Annotated in this window: 16 protein-coding genes; 13 read left to right on the top strand and 3 right to left on the bottom strand. The window is 67.3% G+C overall.

Annotation, left to right across the window (positions count from 1 at the left end; genetic code table 11):
* Positions 1-77: 77 nt before the first annotated feature.
* Entirely contained in the window at positions 78-1,319 is a 1,242-nt protein-coding gene (locus PQB87_RS29950) for a glycosyltransferase (RefSeq protein WP_489243125.1), read from the top strand.
* Positions 1,320-1,334: 15 nt separating this feature from the next.
* Here PQB87_RS29950 and hutC read toward each other — a convergent pair whose 3' ends face one another.
* From hutC to PQB87_RS29935, 3 genes are all read right to left on the bottom strand, one after another.
* A complete protein-coding gene (hutC, locus tag PQB87_RS29945; protein ID WP_174413664.1) occupies positions 1,335-2,030 on the bottom strand; it encodes a histidine utilization transcriptional repressor HutC in 696 nt (231 codons plus the stop codon).
* Between the two features lie 182 nt (positions 2,031-2,212).
* Entirely contained in the window at positions 2,213-3,340 is a 1,128-nt protein-coding gene (locus tag PQB87_RS29940; RefSeq protein WP_489243124.1) for a porin, read from the bottom strand.
* A 160-nt stretch (positions 3,341-3,500) separates the two neighbouring features.
* Positions 3,501-3,815: a hypothetical protein gene (locus PQB87_RS29935; protein WP_081064032.1), complete on the bottom strand. Its 315-nt coding sequence runs from the start codon at positions 3,813-3,815 to the stop codon at positions 3,501-3,503.
* A gap of 127 nt (positions 3,816-3,942) precedes the next feature.
* Here PQB87_RS29935 and kdpF point away from each other — a divergent pair, with 127 nt between their 5' ends.
* From kdpF to PQB87_RS29875, 12 genes are all read left to right on the top strand, one after another.
* The gene (kdpF, locus tag PQB87_RS29930) at positions 3,943-4,230 is read left to right on the top strand and encodes a K(+)-transporting ATPase subunit F (protein ID WP_489243123.1); all 288 of its coding nucleotides are present in this window, start codon (positions 3,943-3,945) and stop codon (positions 4,228-4,230) included.
* Between the two features lie 139 nt (positions 4,231-4,369).
* Positions 4,370-6,073, top strand: coding sequence for a potassium-transporting ATPase subunit KdpA (gene kdpA / locus PQB87_RS29925; RefSeq protein WP_021157335.1), 1,704 nt, complete (start codon positions 4,370-4,372; stop codon positions 6,071-6,073).
* 10 nt (positions 6,074-6,083) lie between these two features.
* Positions 6,084-6,782: a potassium-transporting ATPase subunit KdpC gene (gene kdpC / locus PQB87_RS29920; protein WP_489243122.1), complete on the top strand. Its 699-nt coding sequence runs from the start codon at positions 6,084-6,086 to the stop codon at positions 6,780-6,782.
* Between the two features lie 23 nt (positions 6,783-6,805).
* Positions 6,806-8,890, top strand: coding sequence for a potassium-transporting ATPase subunit KdpB (gene kdpB / locus PQB87_RS29915; RefSeq protein WP_373863077.1), 2,085 nt, complete (start codon positions 6,806-6,808; stop codon positions 8,888-8,890).
* A gap of 80 nt (positions 8,891-8,970) precedes the next feature.
* Positions 8,971-10,677: a DUF4118 domain-containing protein gene (locus PQB87_RS29910; RefSeq protein WP_489243121.1), complete on the top strand. Its 1,707-nt coding sequence runs from the start codon at positions 8,971-8,973 to the stop codon at positions 10,675-10,677.
* Entirely contained in the window at positions 10,674-11,426 is a 753-nt protein-coding gene (locus tag PQB87_RS29905) for a response regulator (RefSeq protein WP_021157331.1), read from the top strand. The genes PQB87_RS29910 and PQB87_RS29905 overlap by 4 nt, the downstream gene beginning before the upstream one ends.
* A 300-nt stretch (positions 11,427-11,726) precedes the next feature.
* Positions 11,727-12,500: an ABC transporter substrate-binding protein gene (locus tag PQB87_RS29900; protein WP_174413668.1), complete on the top strand. Its 774-nt coding sequence runs from the start codon at positions 11,727-11,729 to the stop codon at positions 12,498-12,500.
* Positions 12,501-12,675: 175 nt separating this feature from the next.
* Positions 12,676-13,365 (top strand): ABC transporter permease, encoded by a 690-nt coding sequence (locus PQB87_RS29895; RefSeq protein ID WP_027790953.1) that lies wholly within the window; start codon positions 12,676-12,678, stop codon positions 13,363-13,365.
* Positions 13,362-14,075 carry an ABC transporter permease gene (locus PQB87_RS29890; RefSeq protein WP_111939136.1) on the top strand — a complete coding sequence of 238 codons (714 nt, stop codon included), beginning with the start codon at positions 13,362-13,364 and terminating at the stop codon, positions 14,073-14,075. Before PQB87_RS29895 ends, PQB87_RS29890 begins: the two co-directional genes overlap by 4 nt.
* 43 nt (positions 14,076-14,118) lie before the next feature.
* Positions 14,119-14,886: an ABC transporter ATP-binding protein gene (locus PQB87_RS29885; protein ID WP_042973307.1), complete on the top strand. Its 768-nt coding sequence runs from the start codon at positions 14,119-14,121 to the stop codon at positions 14,884-14,886.
* A 74-nt stretch (positions 14,887-14,960) separates the two neighbouring features.
* Positions 14,961-15,395, top strand: coding sequence for a cupin domain-containing protein (locus PQB87_RS29880; RefSeq protein WP_060083365.1), 435 nt, complete (start codon positions 14,961-14,963; stop codon positions 15,393-15,395).
* Positions 15,396-15,726: 331 nt separating this feature from the next.
* Complete coding sequence (locus PQB87_RS29875; protein ID WP_021157327.1) at positions 15,727-15,864, top strand: HHHH-motif protein; 138 nt, start codon at positions 15,727-15,729, stop codon at positions 15,862-15,864.
* Positions 15,865-15,877: the final 13 nt, after the last annotated feature.

Raw genomic sequence — 15,877 nt, 5'->3', positions numbered from 1 at the left:
AAGTGTACGAATTGCATTAGTATACGACGTGCACTTTTATGAATCCACCTGCCTCCGTCAGGCGCAAGGAGTCACGCATGAAACTCGTCATCGCCACCTACGGCACCGAAGGCGACACGCGCCCGCTCGCGGCGCTCGGTCGTGCGCTGATCGATGCCGGCCATGACGTCCGGCTGCTGGCCGACGCGGCAACGCTCGGCTCGGCCGCCATGCTCGGCGTGCCGTCGGCGGCGTTGTCCGGCGATATCCGCCGCGCGATTGCGCCTGAGGGCGCATTGGCCGATGCAGTGCGCGGGCGCGGCGGCTTCAACGACACGTCGAAGGCGCTCGCGGCGATCGCCAACGCGAACACGGCCGCGTGGATGCGGCAGGTCGCGGATGCGTCGGCCGGGTGCGATGCGATCCTCGTGTCGGGGCTCGTATCGTTCGTCGGCTTGTCGGTTGCCGAGTATCGCGGCGTGCCGGCGATCGGCGCCGGCATGATCCCGATTACGCCCACCGTGGCATTCGCATCGCCGTTCCTGCCGCCGCAGAAGGTGCCGCGCTGGCTGAACCGCGCGAGCCACCGGTTCGTGAACGCGCTGTTGTGGCAGGCGTTCAGGCAGTCGACGAACGCGGCGCGCGCGAGCGTGTGCGCGTTGCCGCCGCGCAGGCGGGTGTGGACCGATCACCCGATGCTGTACGGCGTGTCGCCTGCACTGCTGTCGGGCCCGGCCGACTGGCCGTCGCAGGCGCTGGCTTGCGGCCAGTGGCGAATCGATGCACGTGAATGGGAACCGCCGCCTGATCTCGCGGCGTTTCTCGACGCGGGCGATCCCCCCGTGTACATCGGTTTCGGCAGCATGGCCGGTTTCGATCGCGCCGGAATGGCCGATGCGCTCGTGCGCGCGCTCGGCGGCCGGCGTGCGCTGTTCCATCCTGGCTGGAGCGGCATCGACGCGTCGATGCTGCCCGCGCACGTTCATGTGATCGGCGATACGCCGCATGACCGGCTGTTCCCGCGTGTGTCGATGGCGATCCATCATGGCGGGTCGGGCACCACGCATTCGGCTGCGCGGGCCGGCATTCCGTCCGTCGTCGTGCCGTTCGCGGGCGATCAGTTCTTCTGGGCGGACCGGCTGCAGCGGCTCGGCGTCGCGGATGCGCCGGTCGCGGGGCGGCGCGTGGACGCCGCCGCGCTTGTGCAGGCTATTGCGTTCGCGGAGCGCGGCGATACGAAGGCGCGCGCAACGGAACTCGGCGCGCGCATCGCGCAGGACGAAGGCCTGACGCTGGCCGTCAGTGCGATCGAGCGCTGGGGACGGCCGGGCGCGCGGTGAGCCCGCGCGTCGACGTCAGAAATGCCCGGTGAAGCGATAGCGGCTGCCCGGGTGCCACAGGTTGGCGACCGACGCGACCATCCCTTGCGACCACGTGCGCCGATGCAGCAGCAGGCACGGCTCGCGGTCGTCCATCGTCAGGTGGCGGCGTGTTTCGGCGTCGGGCATCGCGGCCTCGATCCGGTATTCGACGCGCTGCAGCGGCGCGACGCGCGTCAGGTACTGGTTCGGCGTCGTCGTCGTGAAGTCCTGCAACGCGTATTCGGGCGCGCAGGCCGGATTGACCCAGCGTTCCTCGAGCTGCACGGGCGTGTCGTTCTCGAAGTGCAGCACGCGCGAATGGAAGATCGCGCTGCCCGTGTCGATTTGCAGTTCGTCGGCGAGCTTCGCGTCGGCAACGGCCGCGCCGACCAGCAGCACCTGTGCGCGATAGCCGTGGCCGCGCGCGGCGACTTCGTCCGAGATGCTGCGGATCGCGACGAGCGTCGATTCGTACTTCGGCGACGCGACGTACGTGCCGGAGCCGCGCGTGCGCGTGAGCACCTGCTCGGCGGTCAGTTCGCGGAGTGCGCGGTTCACGGTCATCCGCGCGACGTTGAATTCGCGCGCGAGTTCGTTTTCCGACGGCACCTGGTCGCCTTCCGCCCATTCGCCGGCATGAATGCGCGCGAGGATGAAGTCCTTGATTTCCTGATAGATCGGTGTGGTCATGGGATCACGGTTCCAGAGTCGGCGGCGGCCCGCCGCCGAATGCCGATCCGGCGCGCGCCCGGCGCCGAGTGTACCGGTTTCGCGGGCGTGCGGGCCCGGATTTCCCGAATGATCCCTGTTCGGCCGGCGCGCGTCCATGCGGGATTGCACAGAGCGGCCGGCCCGCGGCAGTCCGCGCGCGGTCAGAACCGATGCCGGATGCCGGCCGTCGCGACCACCTGCGTGTTGGTCGACGAAGCCGCGAGCCCCGTCACGTTCGCGAAGCCGAGCGTCGCGCCCGACGGCACGCCGAACTGGTGCTGGTAGACCGTCTCCGCATACACGTCGGTGCGTTTGCTCAGCGCGTAGTCGGCCATCAGCGTCACCTGGTGCCATTTCGGCCGGTGGCTGCCGGTGGCGTCGTCGTAGCGGCCGTCGGTGAACGTATAGGCGCCCGCGAACGAGACGGCCGGCGTCAGCGTGTAGCGCGCGTTGACCTCGAAGTTGTCGAAGCGCAGCGCGTTCAGCGCGCCGGGCAGCGACGACGCGGCCGTTTCGTCGAACATCGAGTGCGTCCACAGCGCGCCGACCGTCAGCCGGTCGAAGGCGTAGCTGCCGCCCGCGCCCATCACGCGCTGGCGCACGGCCGGGAAGTTCGGGCCGTCGTTCGTCGACAGCGCGCCGCCGGCCGTCAGCCCGCCGCGGTTGAGCTGCAGGTACGCGGCGCCGAGGCTGACCGGCCCGTTCGCATACGACACGCCCGCGCTGTACGCGCGGTTGTTCGCGAAGCCGCCGGCCGCGTTGCTGAACCCGTACAGGCCGCCGAACTGCCAGCCGGCGAGCGTCGGGCTCGTGTATTTCACCGCGTTGTCGATGTAGAACGAATCGTCGATGTTGTCGTTGTCGAACGGATGCGACGCGAGATTGTTGCCGTCGCCGTTGTTCGCCATCGCGAGCGGGCCGAGGTAGTCGACCACGGCATCGTATTGGCGGCCGAGCGTCAGCGCGCCGTACCGGTCGCTCTGCAGGCCGACGTACGCGCGGCGGCCGAACATCGTGTTCCGGTAGGACTGCGTGCCGTTGTTCAGGTTGAAGCCGTTCTCGAGGCGGAACAGCGCATGCAGGCCGCCGCCGAGATCCTCGTTGCCGCTCAGGCCGAAGACCGTATTCGACAGCAGGCCGCTGCCTTGCTGCCACGCGCTTTTGCCCGACTGGTTGTTCGTATAGGCGATGCCCGCATCCAGCATCCCGTAGAGCGTGACGCTGCTTTGCGCGTGCGCGGCGGCGCCGAAGAACACGAGGGAAAGGGTACCGACGACTGCTTTTTTCATTGTGAGTGCTTCCTGGAAAGGCCCGTCGCGACGGGAACGACGATTCGTCGCGCGTTCGCGCCGGAACACGCGTTCGAATCGATGAATCGTTGAATCGTTGAATCGTTGAAAAGGGGAGGCGGCGCGTGACGCGTGTCACGCGCCGCCGCGGCGAACGCCGCTAGTGCTGCAACAGGCGGATCGTGCCGAACTCGGCGGCCGGCAGCAGGCGGAGGATCGACAGGATGGCCGGCGATGCCTGCGACCGTGCGACCTCGAGCTCGATGCAGGCGCGCCCGGTGCGCTTGTCGATCGCGGCCGTGTAGAAATTGAGCGCGGCGCCGACCGCCTGGTGCAGCAGGCGCCGCACGACGGCGAGGTTGTCGGATTCGACGCGGATCGACAGCAGCACGCGTTCGTCGGCGGGGTACCGGCGCCGCGAACGAACGGGCGGCAGATCGCGTGAAGCGGCGGTTTCGGTTCTGGTCGGTTTCATGCTGGCACCCCGGTCGCATCGTGCTCCGCACCGCGGAGATCTCGTCTTGGACATGCCGCCCATTCTAGGAATCGCGGTGACGATACGGTGTATAGACTCGCGCGGGCCCTGAAAAGAACGCATAAAAATGCCCGGTCGGCCGGCTTTCGTCTTTACAGCTTTTTTATTCCTTGTAAAGAAATTGAACACCGCTTTGATACGCGGATTTCTACACTGTCGCATCCCATTCGCCAGACGAGCATGGGGGCGTCACACGGGCCTGTGCCGGCAAGGCAAGGCCCGCCACGCCGACGATCGCGCGGTGTCGCCGCGCATACGAAAAAAGGGGAAAGCCATGTTGTGGATCACCGGCGCGCTGTCGCTCGCGCTCTTTATCTATCTGTTTCATGCCTTGATCAAACCCGAGCGGTATTGATCGGCGCGATTCAACAGGAATTCGAAAAATATCGGTGAATGTCATGAGCGATCTGCTTTTCATTCTGTTCACGCTCGCGTTCTTTGCCTTGACGGCCGGTTTCATCACCGGCCTTGACCGGATCTGAGCGAGCGTCGACATGTTCAACAATCTCATTCAATTCGCGATCGTTCTCGCGATCATGCTGGCGCTGGTGCCCGTCGTCGGGAAATGGCTCGCGCACGCCTTTACGAGCCCGCGCCACGCGTGGGTCGAACGCCGTACCTATGCGCTGCTCGGCGTGAATCCCGACGAAGCGATGTCGTGGCAGCGCTACGGCATGGTGCTGCTGCTCAGCAATGCCGGGATGATGCTGCTCGGTTATCTGCTGCTGCGCATCCAGGACACGCTGCCGTTCGATGCGCTGCAGCGCGCCGCGCAAAGCCCCGACCTCGCGTTCAACACCGCCGCGTCGTTCATCACGAACACGAACTGGCAGGCGTATGCGGGCGAGAGCAGCCTGTCGAACTTCTCGCAGATGGCCGTCATCACGTTCCTGATGGTGGCCAGCGCGGCGACCGGCGTCGCGGCCGCGGGCGGCTTCATCCGCGGCCTGAGCCGCAAGAGCGCGGCGGACATCGGCAACTACTGGGTCGACTTCACGCGCGTGACCTATCGCGTGCTGCTGCCGCTCAGCTTCGCGATGGCGCTCGTGTACGTGTGGCAGGGCATGCCGCAGACGCTCGCGTCCGATGCGTGGGCGACCACGCTCGAAGGCGCGCGCCAGCAGATCGTGACGGGGCCCGTTGCCAGCCTCGAATCGATCAAGCACATCGGCACGAACGGCGGCGGCTTCTTCAGCATGAACGCCGCGCATCCGTTCGAGAACCCGACGCCGCTCACCAACACGCTGCACATGCTGTCGATGCTGCTGATTCCGTCCGCGCTGACATACACGCTCGGCACGATGATCGGCCGGCGCCGCCAGGGCTGGGTGATCCTCGGTGCGTTCGTCGTGATGTTCGTCGGCTTCCTGGCCGTGATCTATTCGGCCGAGCAGCACGGCAATCCGCTCGTGGCCGGGCTCGGCGTCGACCAGCAGATGAGCGCCGCGCAGCCGGGCGGCAACATGGAAGGCAAGGAGATGCGCTTCGGCATCGCGCAGACGAGCCTGTTCGCCACCGTCACGACCGCCGCGACCACCGGCTCGGTCGACGCGATGCACGACTCGCTGACGCCGCTCGGCGGCCTCGTGCCGATCGCGCAGATGATGCTGAACAACGTGTTCGGCGGCGACGGCGTCGGGCTGATCAACCTGTTCACGTTCGCGATCCTCACGGTGTTCCTGGTCGGGATGATGATCGGCCGCACGCCGGAGTTCCTCGGCAAGAAGATCGAGGCGCGCGAGATGAAGCTCGTGATGCTCGCGGTGCTCGCGCATCCGTTCAGCATCCTCGGCTTCACCGCGCTGGCCGCGATGCTGCACTCGACGATGGACAGCCTTGCGAACCTCGGCCCGCACGGCTTCAGCGAGGTGCTGTACGCGTACACGTCGGGCACCGCCAACAACGGTTCCGCGTTCGCGGGCCTGAACGCGAACACGCCGTTCTTCAACACGACGATCGGCTTCGCGATGCTGATCGGCCGCTACCTGACGCTGCTGCCGATGCTCGCGGTCGCGGGCAGCCTCGCCGCGAAGAAGAGCGTGCCGGAAAGCGCGGGCACGCTGTCGACGTCGACGGGCCTGTTCGCCGGCCTGCTGGTCTTCGTGATCCTGGTCGTCGGCGGCCTCACGTTCCTGCCCGCGCTCGCGCTCGGCCCGGTCGTCGAGCACCTGCTGATGTCGGGCGGCCAACTGTTCTGAGGAAAACATCATGATGCAAGGCAATCGCCAGGCAGCGGCCGCGGCCGCGCCGGCACCCGGTTCTTCGTTCGGCGCGGCGACGCGCGGCCTCGTGCGGCCCGTGATCGCATCGTCGGTGCTGTTCATGCTCGTCACGGGCATCGCGTATCCGCTGCTCACCACGGGCGTCGCGAACGTGCTGTTCCCGTCGCAGGCGCGCGGCAGTCTCGTGGAGCGCAACGGCACGACGATCGGTTCGACGGTGATCGGGCAGTACTTCACGCGCGCCGGCTACTTCCACGGGCGGCCGAGCGCGACGACCGGCGCCGATCCGGCCGATCCGTCGAAGACGGTCGACCAGCCGTACAACGCGGCCGGCAGCGGCGCCAGCAACCAGGGGGCAACCAGCAGGAAGCTGCTCGCGGATATCGCGCAGCGGGTACGCGCATACCGGCAGGAGAACGCGCTCGCCGCCGGCACGCCGGTACCGGCGGACGCCGTGACCGCGTCGGCATCGGGGCTCGATCCCGAGATCTCGGTGGCGAACGCGCGGCTGCAGGCGGCACGCGTCGCGCAGGCACGCGGCGTCGACGCCGGGCAGGTCGCGGCACTGGTCGAACGCATCGCATCGCCGCGCCAGCTCGGCGTGCTCGGCGAACCGCGCGTGCGCGTGCTCGACCTGAACCTCGCGCTGGATCGCGCATTCGGCCAGGCGGCCGGCGCGAAGTAATGGCAGGAACCACGGAGTCACTCATGTCCCATATCGAAACCCCGATCAATCCGGCGGCGATCCCGGTCGGCGCCGTGCCGCCGATGCGCCGGACGGCCGTGCTGCGCGAGGCCTTCCGCAAGCTCGCGCCGCGCGTGCAGTTGAAGAATCCCGTGATGTTCGTCGTCTATCTCGGCAGCATCGTCACGACCGTGCTGTGGCTGCAGGCGCTGACCGGCACCGGCGATGCGCCGGCCGGCTTCATCTTCGCGGTCGCGTGCTGGCTGTGGTTCACCGTGCTGTTCGCGAACGCGGCCGAGGCGCTGGCCGAAGGGCGCGGCAAGGCGCAGGCCGACGCGCTGCGCGCGGCGCGCAAGCGCGTGTACGCGAAGGTGCTCGACGAGCCGAAGCGGTACGGCAGCACCAGCCATCGCGTGCCGAGCGACGAACTCGCGGCCGGCAGCATCGTGCTCGTCGAGGCCGGCGACACGATTCCCGCCGACGGCGAAGTGATCGACGGCGTCGCGTCGGTCGACGAATCGGCAATCACCGGCGAATCCGCGCCCGTGATCCGCGAGTCGGGCGGCGATTTCTCGTCGGTGACGGGCGGCACCCGCGTGCTGTCCGACTGGATCGTCGTGAAGATCACCGCGCAGCCGGGCGAGGCCTTTCTCGACCGGATGATCGCGATGGTCGAGGGCGCGAAGCGCGGCAAGACGCCGAACGAAGTCGCGCTGACGATCCTGCTCGTCGCGCTGACGATCATCTTCCTGCTCGTGTGCGCGACGCTGCTGCCGTTCTCGCAGTTCAGCGTGCTGCTGAACGCGTCGGGTTCGGCGGTGAGCCTGACCGTGCTGATCGCGCTGCTCGTCTGCCTGATCCCGACGACGATCGGCGCGCTGCTGTCGGCGATCGGCATCGCGGGGATGAGCCGCATGATGCGCGCGAACGTGCTCGCGACGTCGGGCCGCGCGATCGAGGCGGCTGGTGACGTCGACGTGCTGCTGCTCGACAAGACCGGCACGATCACGCTCGGCAACCGCGAGGCCGTGCAGTTCCGGCCGGCGCCGGGCGTGGACGAGCGTGCGCTGGCCGAGGCCGCGCAGCTGTCGTCGCTTGCCGACGAGACGCCCGAGGGGCGTTCGATCGTCGCGCTCGCGAAACAGCGGTTCTCGCTGGAAGGCAAGACGATCGACGGCGGTTTTGCCGTGCCGTTCAGCGCGCGCACGCGGATGAGCGGCCTCGATATCGGCGGGCGGCAGGTGCGCAAGGGCGCGGCGTCGGCGATCCGCGCGCACGTCGATGCGCTCGGCGGCGCGTTTCCGCAGGCGGTCGAGACGGCCGTCAACGAAATCGCGCGGCGCGGCGGCACGCCGCTCGTCGTCGCCGACGGCGCCCGCGTGCTCGGCGCGATCGAGCTGAAGGACATCGTCAAGCACGGGATCGCCGCGCGCTTCGCCGAACTGCGCAAGGTCGGCGTGAAGACCGTGATGATCACCGGCGACAACCGCCTCACCGCGGCGGCGATCGCGGCGGAAGCCGGCGTCGACGACTACCTGGCCGAAGCGACGCCCGAGGACAAGCTGCGGCTGATCCGCGAGCACCAGGCGAAGGGCCATCTCGTCGCGATGACGGGCGACGGCACCAACGACGCGCCGGCACTCGCGCAGGCCGACGTGGCCGTCGCGATGCACAGCGGCACGCAGGCGGCGAAGGAGGCGGCCAACATGGTCGACCTCGACAGCAACCCGACGAAGCTGATGCAGGTGGTCGAGGTCGGCAAGCAGATGATCATGACGCGCGGCGCGCTGACCACGTTCAGCGTCGCCAACGATCTCGCGAAGTATTTCGCGATCATCCCGGCCGCGTTCGTCGCGACCTATCCGGCGCTCGGCGCGCTGAACGTGATGGGCCTGCACAGCCCGACGTCGGCGATCCTGTCGGCGGTGATCTTCAATGCGCTGATCATCGTCGCGCTGATCCCGCTCGCGCTGAAGGGCGTGAAGTATCGCGCGGAACCGGCCGGGAAGCTGCTGGGGCGCAACCTGCTGATCTACGGCGTGGGCGGAATCGTCGCGCCGTTCATCGGCATCAAGCTGATCGACATGCTGTTGACGCCGTTTATCTGACCGAACGCGCCGTCGCGGCCCCGTTCACGCCTTCGCGGCGTGCGCGGGGCCGTTCGGCGTTTCAATTGCCGGAAGCGATCATGGATGTGAATGTGAACGTGAAGGATGCGAATCGACGGGCAACGGGGCGGCGGGACACTGCTGCCCGCCGCAGCGGGGCCGGCGCGCGCCGCGACCGCTGGCGGGCCGTGCTGCGCGCGTGTGCGGCGCTGGCCGACCGCATCGCGGGCGCGGGGCCCGATACGCGGCCGGCGCTGGCCGTGCGCGAGGCGCACCCGCGCACGCACGTGTGGGTGTCGCAGTACGCGGTGCCGCTGCTGCTCGCCACGCTCGTGTGCGCGCTCGCGACGCTGGCGGCGAGCGCGCTGCTGCGCGTGTTCGACCTGTCGAACGTCGTGATGCTGTTCCTGATGACCGTCGTGCTGATCGCGCTGCGGCTCGGCCGGCTGGCCGGTGCGTGGGCCGCGTTCGTCTGCGTCGGCTGCTTCGACTTCTTCTTCGTCGAGCCGAGGCTGTCGTTCGCGGTGTCCGATACGCAGTACGTGTTCACGTTCGCACTGATGCTCGCCGTCGCGCTCGCGATCGGCCAGCTCGCGGCACGCCTGCGCGCGGAGGCGCGGGCCGCGCGCGCGAACGAGAAGCGCTCGGCCGCGCTCGCGCGTGTCGCGCACGACCTGTCGGCGGCGATCGGAACCGAACAGATCGCGTCGATCTGCACCGGCACGATCGCGCCGCTGCTCGGCGTGCGCGTCGCGCTCGTGCTGCCCGACGCGGACGACCGTCTGATGCCGGCGCCGCACGCCGCGTTCGTCGAAGCGCCGATCGCGCGCTGGGCCTACGAGCATGCGCGCGGCGCCGGTTGCGGGCTGCCGCCGTTCGAGCGCGCGGCTGCGCAGTACCTGCCGCTGAAGGCGCCGATGCGCGTGCGCGGCGTGCTCGTGCTGTTCGGCGACGCGCAGCCGGTACCCACGGACCCCGACGATCGCCGCCTGATCGACGCGCTGTGTTCGTCGATCGCGATGGCGCTCGAGCGCGTGCACTACGTCGGCGTCGCGCAGCACACGCTCGTCCGGATCGAAGGCGAGCGGCTGCGCAACGCGCTGCTCGCCGCCGTGTCGCACGACCTGAAGACGCCGCTGACCGCGATCCGCGGGCTCGCCGAGACGCTGGAGCGGCCCGAGCGGCTGGCCGACGGGCAGCCGGCCGCGCTCGCACACGGCATCCGCAACCAGGCCGAGGCGCTGCACGGGCTCGTCGTGAACCTGCTCGACCTCGCGCGCATGCAGAGCGAGGGCGTGCGGCTGAATCGCGAGTGGCACATGCTCGACGAGATCGTCGGCAGCGCGCTCGCGCATTCGGCCGGCGTGCTGGCCGGCCGCGACGTGAGCGCCGACCTGCCGGCCGACCTGCCGCTGATCGACGTCGACGCGCTGCTGATCGAGCGCGTGCTGATGAACCTGCTCGACAACGCGGCGAAGTACGCGGGCGCGGAGGCGGCCGTGGCGGTGCGCGCACGCGTGTTCGGCGAAACGCTGTACGTGTTCGTCGAGGACGACGGGCCCGGCTTCGTCGCGCGCAACACCGAGCCGCTGTTCGAGCCGTTCGAGCGCGAGCGCAAGGAATCGTCGATCAGCGGCGTGGGGCTCGGGCTCGCGCTGTGCCGCAGCATCGTCAACGCGCACGGCGGCTCGATCCGCGCGGTGCCGCTCGATCCGCACGGCGCGCGGTTCGAGATTCGCCTGCCACTGGGTGCGCCACCCGACATCGAACACGAGAGCCGGACATGATCAGATCGCGCGTACTTGTCGTCGAGGATGAATCGGACATCCGCCGTTTCGTGCGGATGGCACTGGAACAGGAGGGGCTCGACACCTGCGAGGCGTCGACGGCCCGCGAGGCGCGGATGTACGCGTCGAGCAGCAAGCCCGATCTCGTGATCGTCGATCTCGGGCTGCCGGACGACGACGGCAAGACGTTCATCCGCGAACTGCGCGAATGGTCGACGGTGCCGGTGATCGTGCTGTCGGCGCGGCAGCAGGAGGTGGAGAAGGTCGCGGCGCTCGACGCGGGCGCGGACGATTACCTGCCGAAGCCGTTCGGCGTGCCCGAACTGCTCGCGCGGGCGCGCGCGCAGTTGCGGCGCGCGGCGTTCGTGTCGGCCGACGGGCAATCGTCGTCGATCGTGCGCTTCGGCGACGTGACCGTCGATCTCGGCAAGCACGAAGTCGCCCGCGGCGGCGAGCCGGTTCATCTGACGCGCCTCGAATTCCGGCTGCTCGCCGCGCTGATTCGCGCGCGCGGCGGCGTGGTCGCCGCGCGGCAATTGCTGGCCGAGGTGTGGGGGATCCACGACGCGGAGCGCGCGCACTACGTGCGCGTGTACATGACGAACCTGCGACAGAAGCTCGAACCGGTGCCGGCGCGCCCGCGGCACCTGTTGACGGAACTGCAGTTCGGCTACCGGCTGGTCGGTCTGGAAACGGTCGGCATGACGGACGGGCAGCGTGATGCGGCGTCGACAGGTCTAGACAGGTGAAAACCCGCTCCCGGCCACCAACCTGCACGCGGAGAAAGCTGTCGTTTAGCTCGATGTAATTCGTAATTAATTGAAATTGAAGGAAATTTGCGACCCACGGCCATAATCCGCCGACAATTAGAGATAAACACGGATTGCTGGTGGTGCGCCTGCGCGGGCAAAGTTGTATGTACAACTTGGGCGGTCGCCGGAGGAGGCGATGCCCGGGTTGGAAGGGTTCACGGCGGGGCGCCGTGCCGGCCGCGCCGGTGCGGGCTGTCCGACGGGACCCTTGCCCAGTTCGTCCACGACAGGAACGCCATGAAGAAACTCGCGCTCAGTATTGCCCTTGCCTGCATCGCGGTCGGTGCCCACGCCAAGGATTGGTCGACGATCCGGTTCGGCGTCGACGCCAGCTATCCGCCGTTCGAATCGAAGGACACAAGCGGCAAGGTCGTCGGCTTCGACGTCGATCTCGGCAACGAGATCTGCGCCCGCCTGAAGGCGAAGTGCGTGTGGATCGAGAACGACTTCGACGGGATGATTCCCGCGCTGAAGGCGAAGAAGTTCGACGGCGTGCTGTCGTCGATGTCGATGACGCCGGCGCGTGCCGAGCAGATCGCGTTCTCCGACAAGCTGTTCAACACGCCGACGCGCCTCGTCGCGAAGAAGGGCGCGAACCTGCAGCCGACGGCCGAATCGCTGAAGGGCAAGTCGGTCGGCGTCGAGCAGGGCACCATCCAGGAAACCTACGCGAAGACGTACTGGGCGCCGAAGGGCGTGCAGGTCGTGCCTTACCAGAACCAGGACGGCGTGTACCAGGACCTGATGTCGGGCCGCCTCGACGCGGCGCTGCAGGACGCGGTGCAGGCCGACATCGGCTTCCTGAAGACGCCGCGCGGCGCGAGCTTCGACTTCGCCGGCAAGGACATCGACGATCCGAAGACGCTCGGCAACGGCGCCGGCATCGGGCTGCGCAAGGACGACGCCGACCTGAAGGTGAAGATCGACCACGCGATCGCCGACATCATCAAGGACGGCACGTACAAGAAGCTCGAGAAGAAGTACTTCGCATTCGACGTCTACGGCGGCTGACCTTTCGTGCGGCGCGCATCGCCTGCGGCGCGCGCCGCATCCGTTGCCGGGTGCAATCCGCTTCGCGGGATGCACCCGGCTTGATGAGCTGGTCGCATCAGGTAGTGCGCAGATATCGTTTGATGCGCGGTTAATGGCTATTGACAATCCAGCCACTTCGTTCTGGATCCCTTCTATGATCTTCCAAGGATTTGGCCCGCTTCTGTGGGCCGGCACGGTCGAGACCGTGAAGCTCGCGGTGCTGTCGCTGGCCGCGTCGCTCGTTCTGGGCCTCATCGGTGCGAGCGCGAAGCTGTCGACGAACCGCGTGCTCAAGTCGATCGGCACCTTCTACACGACGCTGATCCGCGCGGTGCCGGATCTCGTGCTGATGCTGCTGCTGTTCTACGGGATCCAGATCCTGCTGAACAACTTCACCGACATGCTCGGCTGGGACCAGATCGACATCGACCCGTTCGTGGCGGGCGTCATCACGCTCGGCTTCATCTACGGCGCGTACTTCACCGAGACGTTCCGCGGTGCGTTCCTGTCGGTGCCGCGCGGCCAGCTCGAAGCGGGCTTCGCATACGGGATGAGCGGCTGGCGCGTGTTCCGCCGCATCCTGTTCCCGCAGATGATGCGCTTCGCGCTGCCCGGCATCGGCAACAACTGGCAGGTGCTCGTGAAGGCCACCGCGCTCGTGTCGATCATCGGCCTCGCCGACGTCGTCAAGGCGTCGCAGGACGCGGGCAAGAGCACGCTCGATTTCTTCTTCTTCACGCTTGCGGCAGGCGCGATCTACCTCGCGATCACGACGGTGTCCAACGTCGTGCTGCATCACCTCGAGAAGCGTTATTCCGTCGGCGTCCGGAGGCTCGCACTGTGATCGAACTCGTCAGCCAGTACTGGCAAAGCTATCTCTACACCGACGGCTACCGCTTCAGCGGCCTCGCGATCACGCTGTGGTTGCTGGTCGTGTCGATCGCGCTGGGCTTCGCGCTCGCCGTGCCGCTCGCGATCGCGCGTGCGTCGTCGAACCGCTGGATCTCGGGCCCGGTGTGGCTCTATACGTACGTGTTCCGCGGCACGCCGCTCTACGTGCAGCTGCTGATGTGCTACACGGGCATCTACAGCCTGCAGGTCGTGCACGACCACGTGCTGCTCGACACGTTTTTCCGCAACGCGATGAACTGCACGCTGCTCGCGTTCGTGCTGAACGAATGCGCGTATGCGACGGAGATCTTCGCGGGCGCGATCAAGGCGACGTCGGCCGGCGAGATCGAGGCCGGCATGGCCTACGGGATGTCGCGCTTCAAGCTCTATACGCGGATCATCCTGCCGTCCGCGCTGCGCCGTTCGCTGCCGAGCTACAGCAACGAAGTGATCCTGATGCTGCACGCGACGACGCTCGCGTTCACCGCGACCGTGCCCGACATCCTGAAGGTCACGCGCGACGTCAATTCGGCGACGTACATGTCGTTCCAGGCCTATGGCATCGCGGCCGTGCTGTACGCCGTCGTCGTGTTCACGCTCATCTGGGCGTTCCGCAAGCTCGAGACGCGCTGGCTCGCGTACCTCTCGCCGCGCGGCCATTAACGGCCATTAACGCATTCGCAAGATTCGCAAGGAAGGACCCAGCATGTACAAGCTTACCGTTGACAACCTGCACAAGAAGTTCGGCGACAACGAGGTGTTGAAGGGCGTGTCGATGAAGGCGAAGGCCGGCGACGTGATCAGCATCATCGGCTCGAGCGGCTCCGGCAAGAGCACGTTCCTGCGCTGCATCAACTTCCTCGAGCAGCCGTGCTCGGGGCAGATCACGATCGGCAGCGAGCCGATCCAGACCACGCGCGACCGCAACGGCTCGCTGCGCGTGGCCGACCAGAAGCAACTGCAGCGGATGCGCACCAAGCTGTCGATGGTGTTCCAGCACTTCAACCTGTGGGCGCACATGACGGTGCTCGAGAACGTGATCGAAGCGCCGATGGCCGTGCTCGGGATCGGCAAGGACGAAGCGATCGCCCGCGCACGCAAGTACCTGGAGAAGGTCGGGCTCGCGCCGCGCGTCGAGGGCATGTATCCGTCGCACCTGTCGGGCGGCCAGCAGCAGCGCGTGGCCATTGCGCGCGCGCTCGCGATGGAGCCGGAGGTGATGCTGTTCGACGAGCCGACGTCGGCGCTCGATCCGGAGCTGGTGGGCGAAGTGCTGAAGGTGATGCAGAAGCTCGCCGAGGAAGGCCGCACGATGGTCGTCGTCACGCACGAGATGGGCTTCGCGCGCAACGTGTCGAATCACGTGATCTTCCTGCATCAGGGAAAGATCGAGGAGGAAGGGAATCCGCAGGAGATTCTCGTGAATCCGAAGAGCGAACGGCTCGGGCAGTTTTTGTCGGGGCGGTTGAAGTAAGCAGGCAGGCGGTGGTGCAGGGTGGAACGCTAAATGCTTGTCACGCGGAATCCTTTCGATGAAGGAGCACCGCGATGAGCGAGCAGACCACCACCGCTTTTTCCCACGTGAAGCCGCAGGACACCGCGTATCGCGGCGAAGGCCTGCGCGACTTCTTCCTGTATCGCGATCTTGGCATCGCGGCCGCGACGAACGGCAAGGTCGTCGCGCAGCTTGTCAGGGCGAATCATGCACCGGAGGCGGGCACCGGCTGGCACCGTCACGAGGCCGAGTTCCATATCGTGATCATGCTGAAGGGCTGGGCGCGCTTCATGTACGGCGAACGGGAGACGCTGGTGGCGGCCGGCGACTGCGTGCATCAGGCGCCGGGGATCGTCCACTACCTGTTCGACTACTCGCCCGACATGGAATACCTGGAGATCGTCGGGCCCGCCGATTTCAAGTCGATCGACGTCGACGGGCCGTGCGCCGTGCCGCCGCCGACGCCGTGGGGGGAGGCGGGCGCGTAGCTGCCCGGTTGCCCTCGGCGCGTGCCACGTGCACGCCTGCATCAGACCGCCTTCGGGCGGTTTTTTGTTGCGCGCTCCCCGTAAGCCTCCATGCGTACCGATGACGCCTGCGGCACGTTTCCCCTTCCCCGGCAACATTCTTTCGAATTCCGAACGGTTGGGAAGCTGAAGATCCGGAAAGAAAAGAAAGACATTCGTCAGCTTCGAGGCGCTGGCCGCGCCGCGATGTCAAAGATCGTCAATTGCGCGGGGAGGCGGTGCACGGCCTGCCGACGACCGGCGTTAAGGAGGTACCAGCCGGATCGCCGGTTGACCTACCCGGGAGAGTTTCATGAAGCGCATCGCGAAGATCCTGACGGCTACCGCAGTGGCATGTGCGGTTCTTGTTCCGGCGCTTGCCGAAGCGCATTCGCATCGTGTGTGCCACGTCGATCATCACCACCATCGCGTGTGCCGCTGGGTGCGGTAAGCGCGAGTTTTCC

Source organism: Burkholderia sp. KL41 (assembly GCF_057005415.2).
Note: the sequence above shows the minus strand (reverse complement) of the source record. Positions and strands in the feature narration are given on the sequence as shown.

Bases quoted from the DNA above. Each gene is read 5' to 3' on its own strand.
- PQB87_RS29950 (WP_489243125.1), top strand. From the start codon at position 78: ATGAAACTCGTCATCGCCACCTACGGCACCGAAGGCGACACGCGCCCG.
- hutC (WP_174413664.1), bottom strand. From the start codon at position 2,030: ATGACCACACCGATCTATCAGGAAATCAAGGACTTCATCCTCGCGCGC.
- PQB87_RS29940 (WP_489243124.1), bottom strand. From the start codon at position 3,340: ATGAAAAAAGCAGTCGTCGGTACCCTTTCCCTCGTGTTCTTCGGCGCC.
- PQB87_RS29935 (WP_081064032.1), bottom strand. From the start codon at position 3,815: ATGAAACCGACCAGAACCGAAACCGCCGCTTCACGCGATCTGCCGCCC.
- kdpF (WP_489243123.1), top strand. From the start codon at position 3,943: ATGCCCGGTCGGCCGGCTTTCGTCTTTACAGCTTTTTTATTCCTTGTA.
- kdpA (WP_021157335.1), top strand. From the start codon at position 4,370: ATGTTCAACAATCTCATTCAATTCGCGATCGTTCTCGCGATCATGCTG.
- kdpC (WP_489243122.1), top strand. From the start codon at position 6,084: ATGATGCAAGGCAATCGCCAGGCAGCGGCCGCGGCCGCGCCGGCACCC.
- kdpB (WP_373863077.1), top strand. From the start codon at position 6,806: ATGTCCCATATCGAAACCCCGATCAATCCGGCGGCGATCCCGGTCGGC.
- PQB87_RS29910 (WP_489243121.1), top strand. From the start codon at position 8,971: ATGGATGTGAATGTGAACGTGAAGGATGCGAATCGACGGGCAACGGGG.
- PQB87_RS29905 (WP_021157331.1), top strand. From the start codon at position 10,674: ATGATCAGATCGCGCGTACTTGTCGTCGAGGATGAATCGGACATCCGC.
- PQB87_RS29900 (WP_174413668.1), top strand. From the start codon at position 11,727: ATGAAGAAACTCGCGCTCAGTATTGCCCTTGCCTGCATCGCGGTCGGT.
- PQB87_RS29895 (WP_027790953.1), top strand. From the start codon at position 12,676: ATGATCTTCCAAGGATTTGGCCCGCTTCTGTGGGCCGGCACGGTCGAG.
- PQB87_RS29885 (WP_042973307.1), top strand. From the start codon at position 14,119: ATGTACAAGCTTACCGTTGACAACCTGCACAAGAAGTTCGGCGACAAC.
- PQB87_RS29880 (WP_060083365.1), top strand. From the start codon at position 14,961: ATGAGCGAGCAGACCACCACCGCTTTTTCCCACGTGAAGCCGCAGGAC.
- PQB87_RS29875 (WP_021157327.1), top strand. From the start codon at position 15,727: ATGAAGCGCATCGCGAAGATCCTGACGGCTACCGCAGTGGCATGTGCG.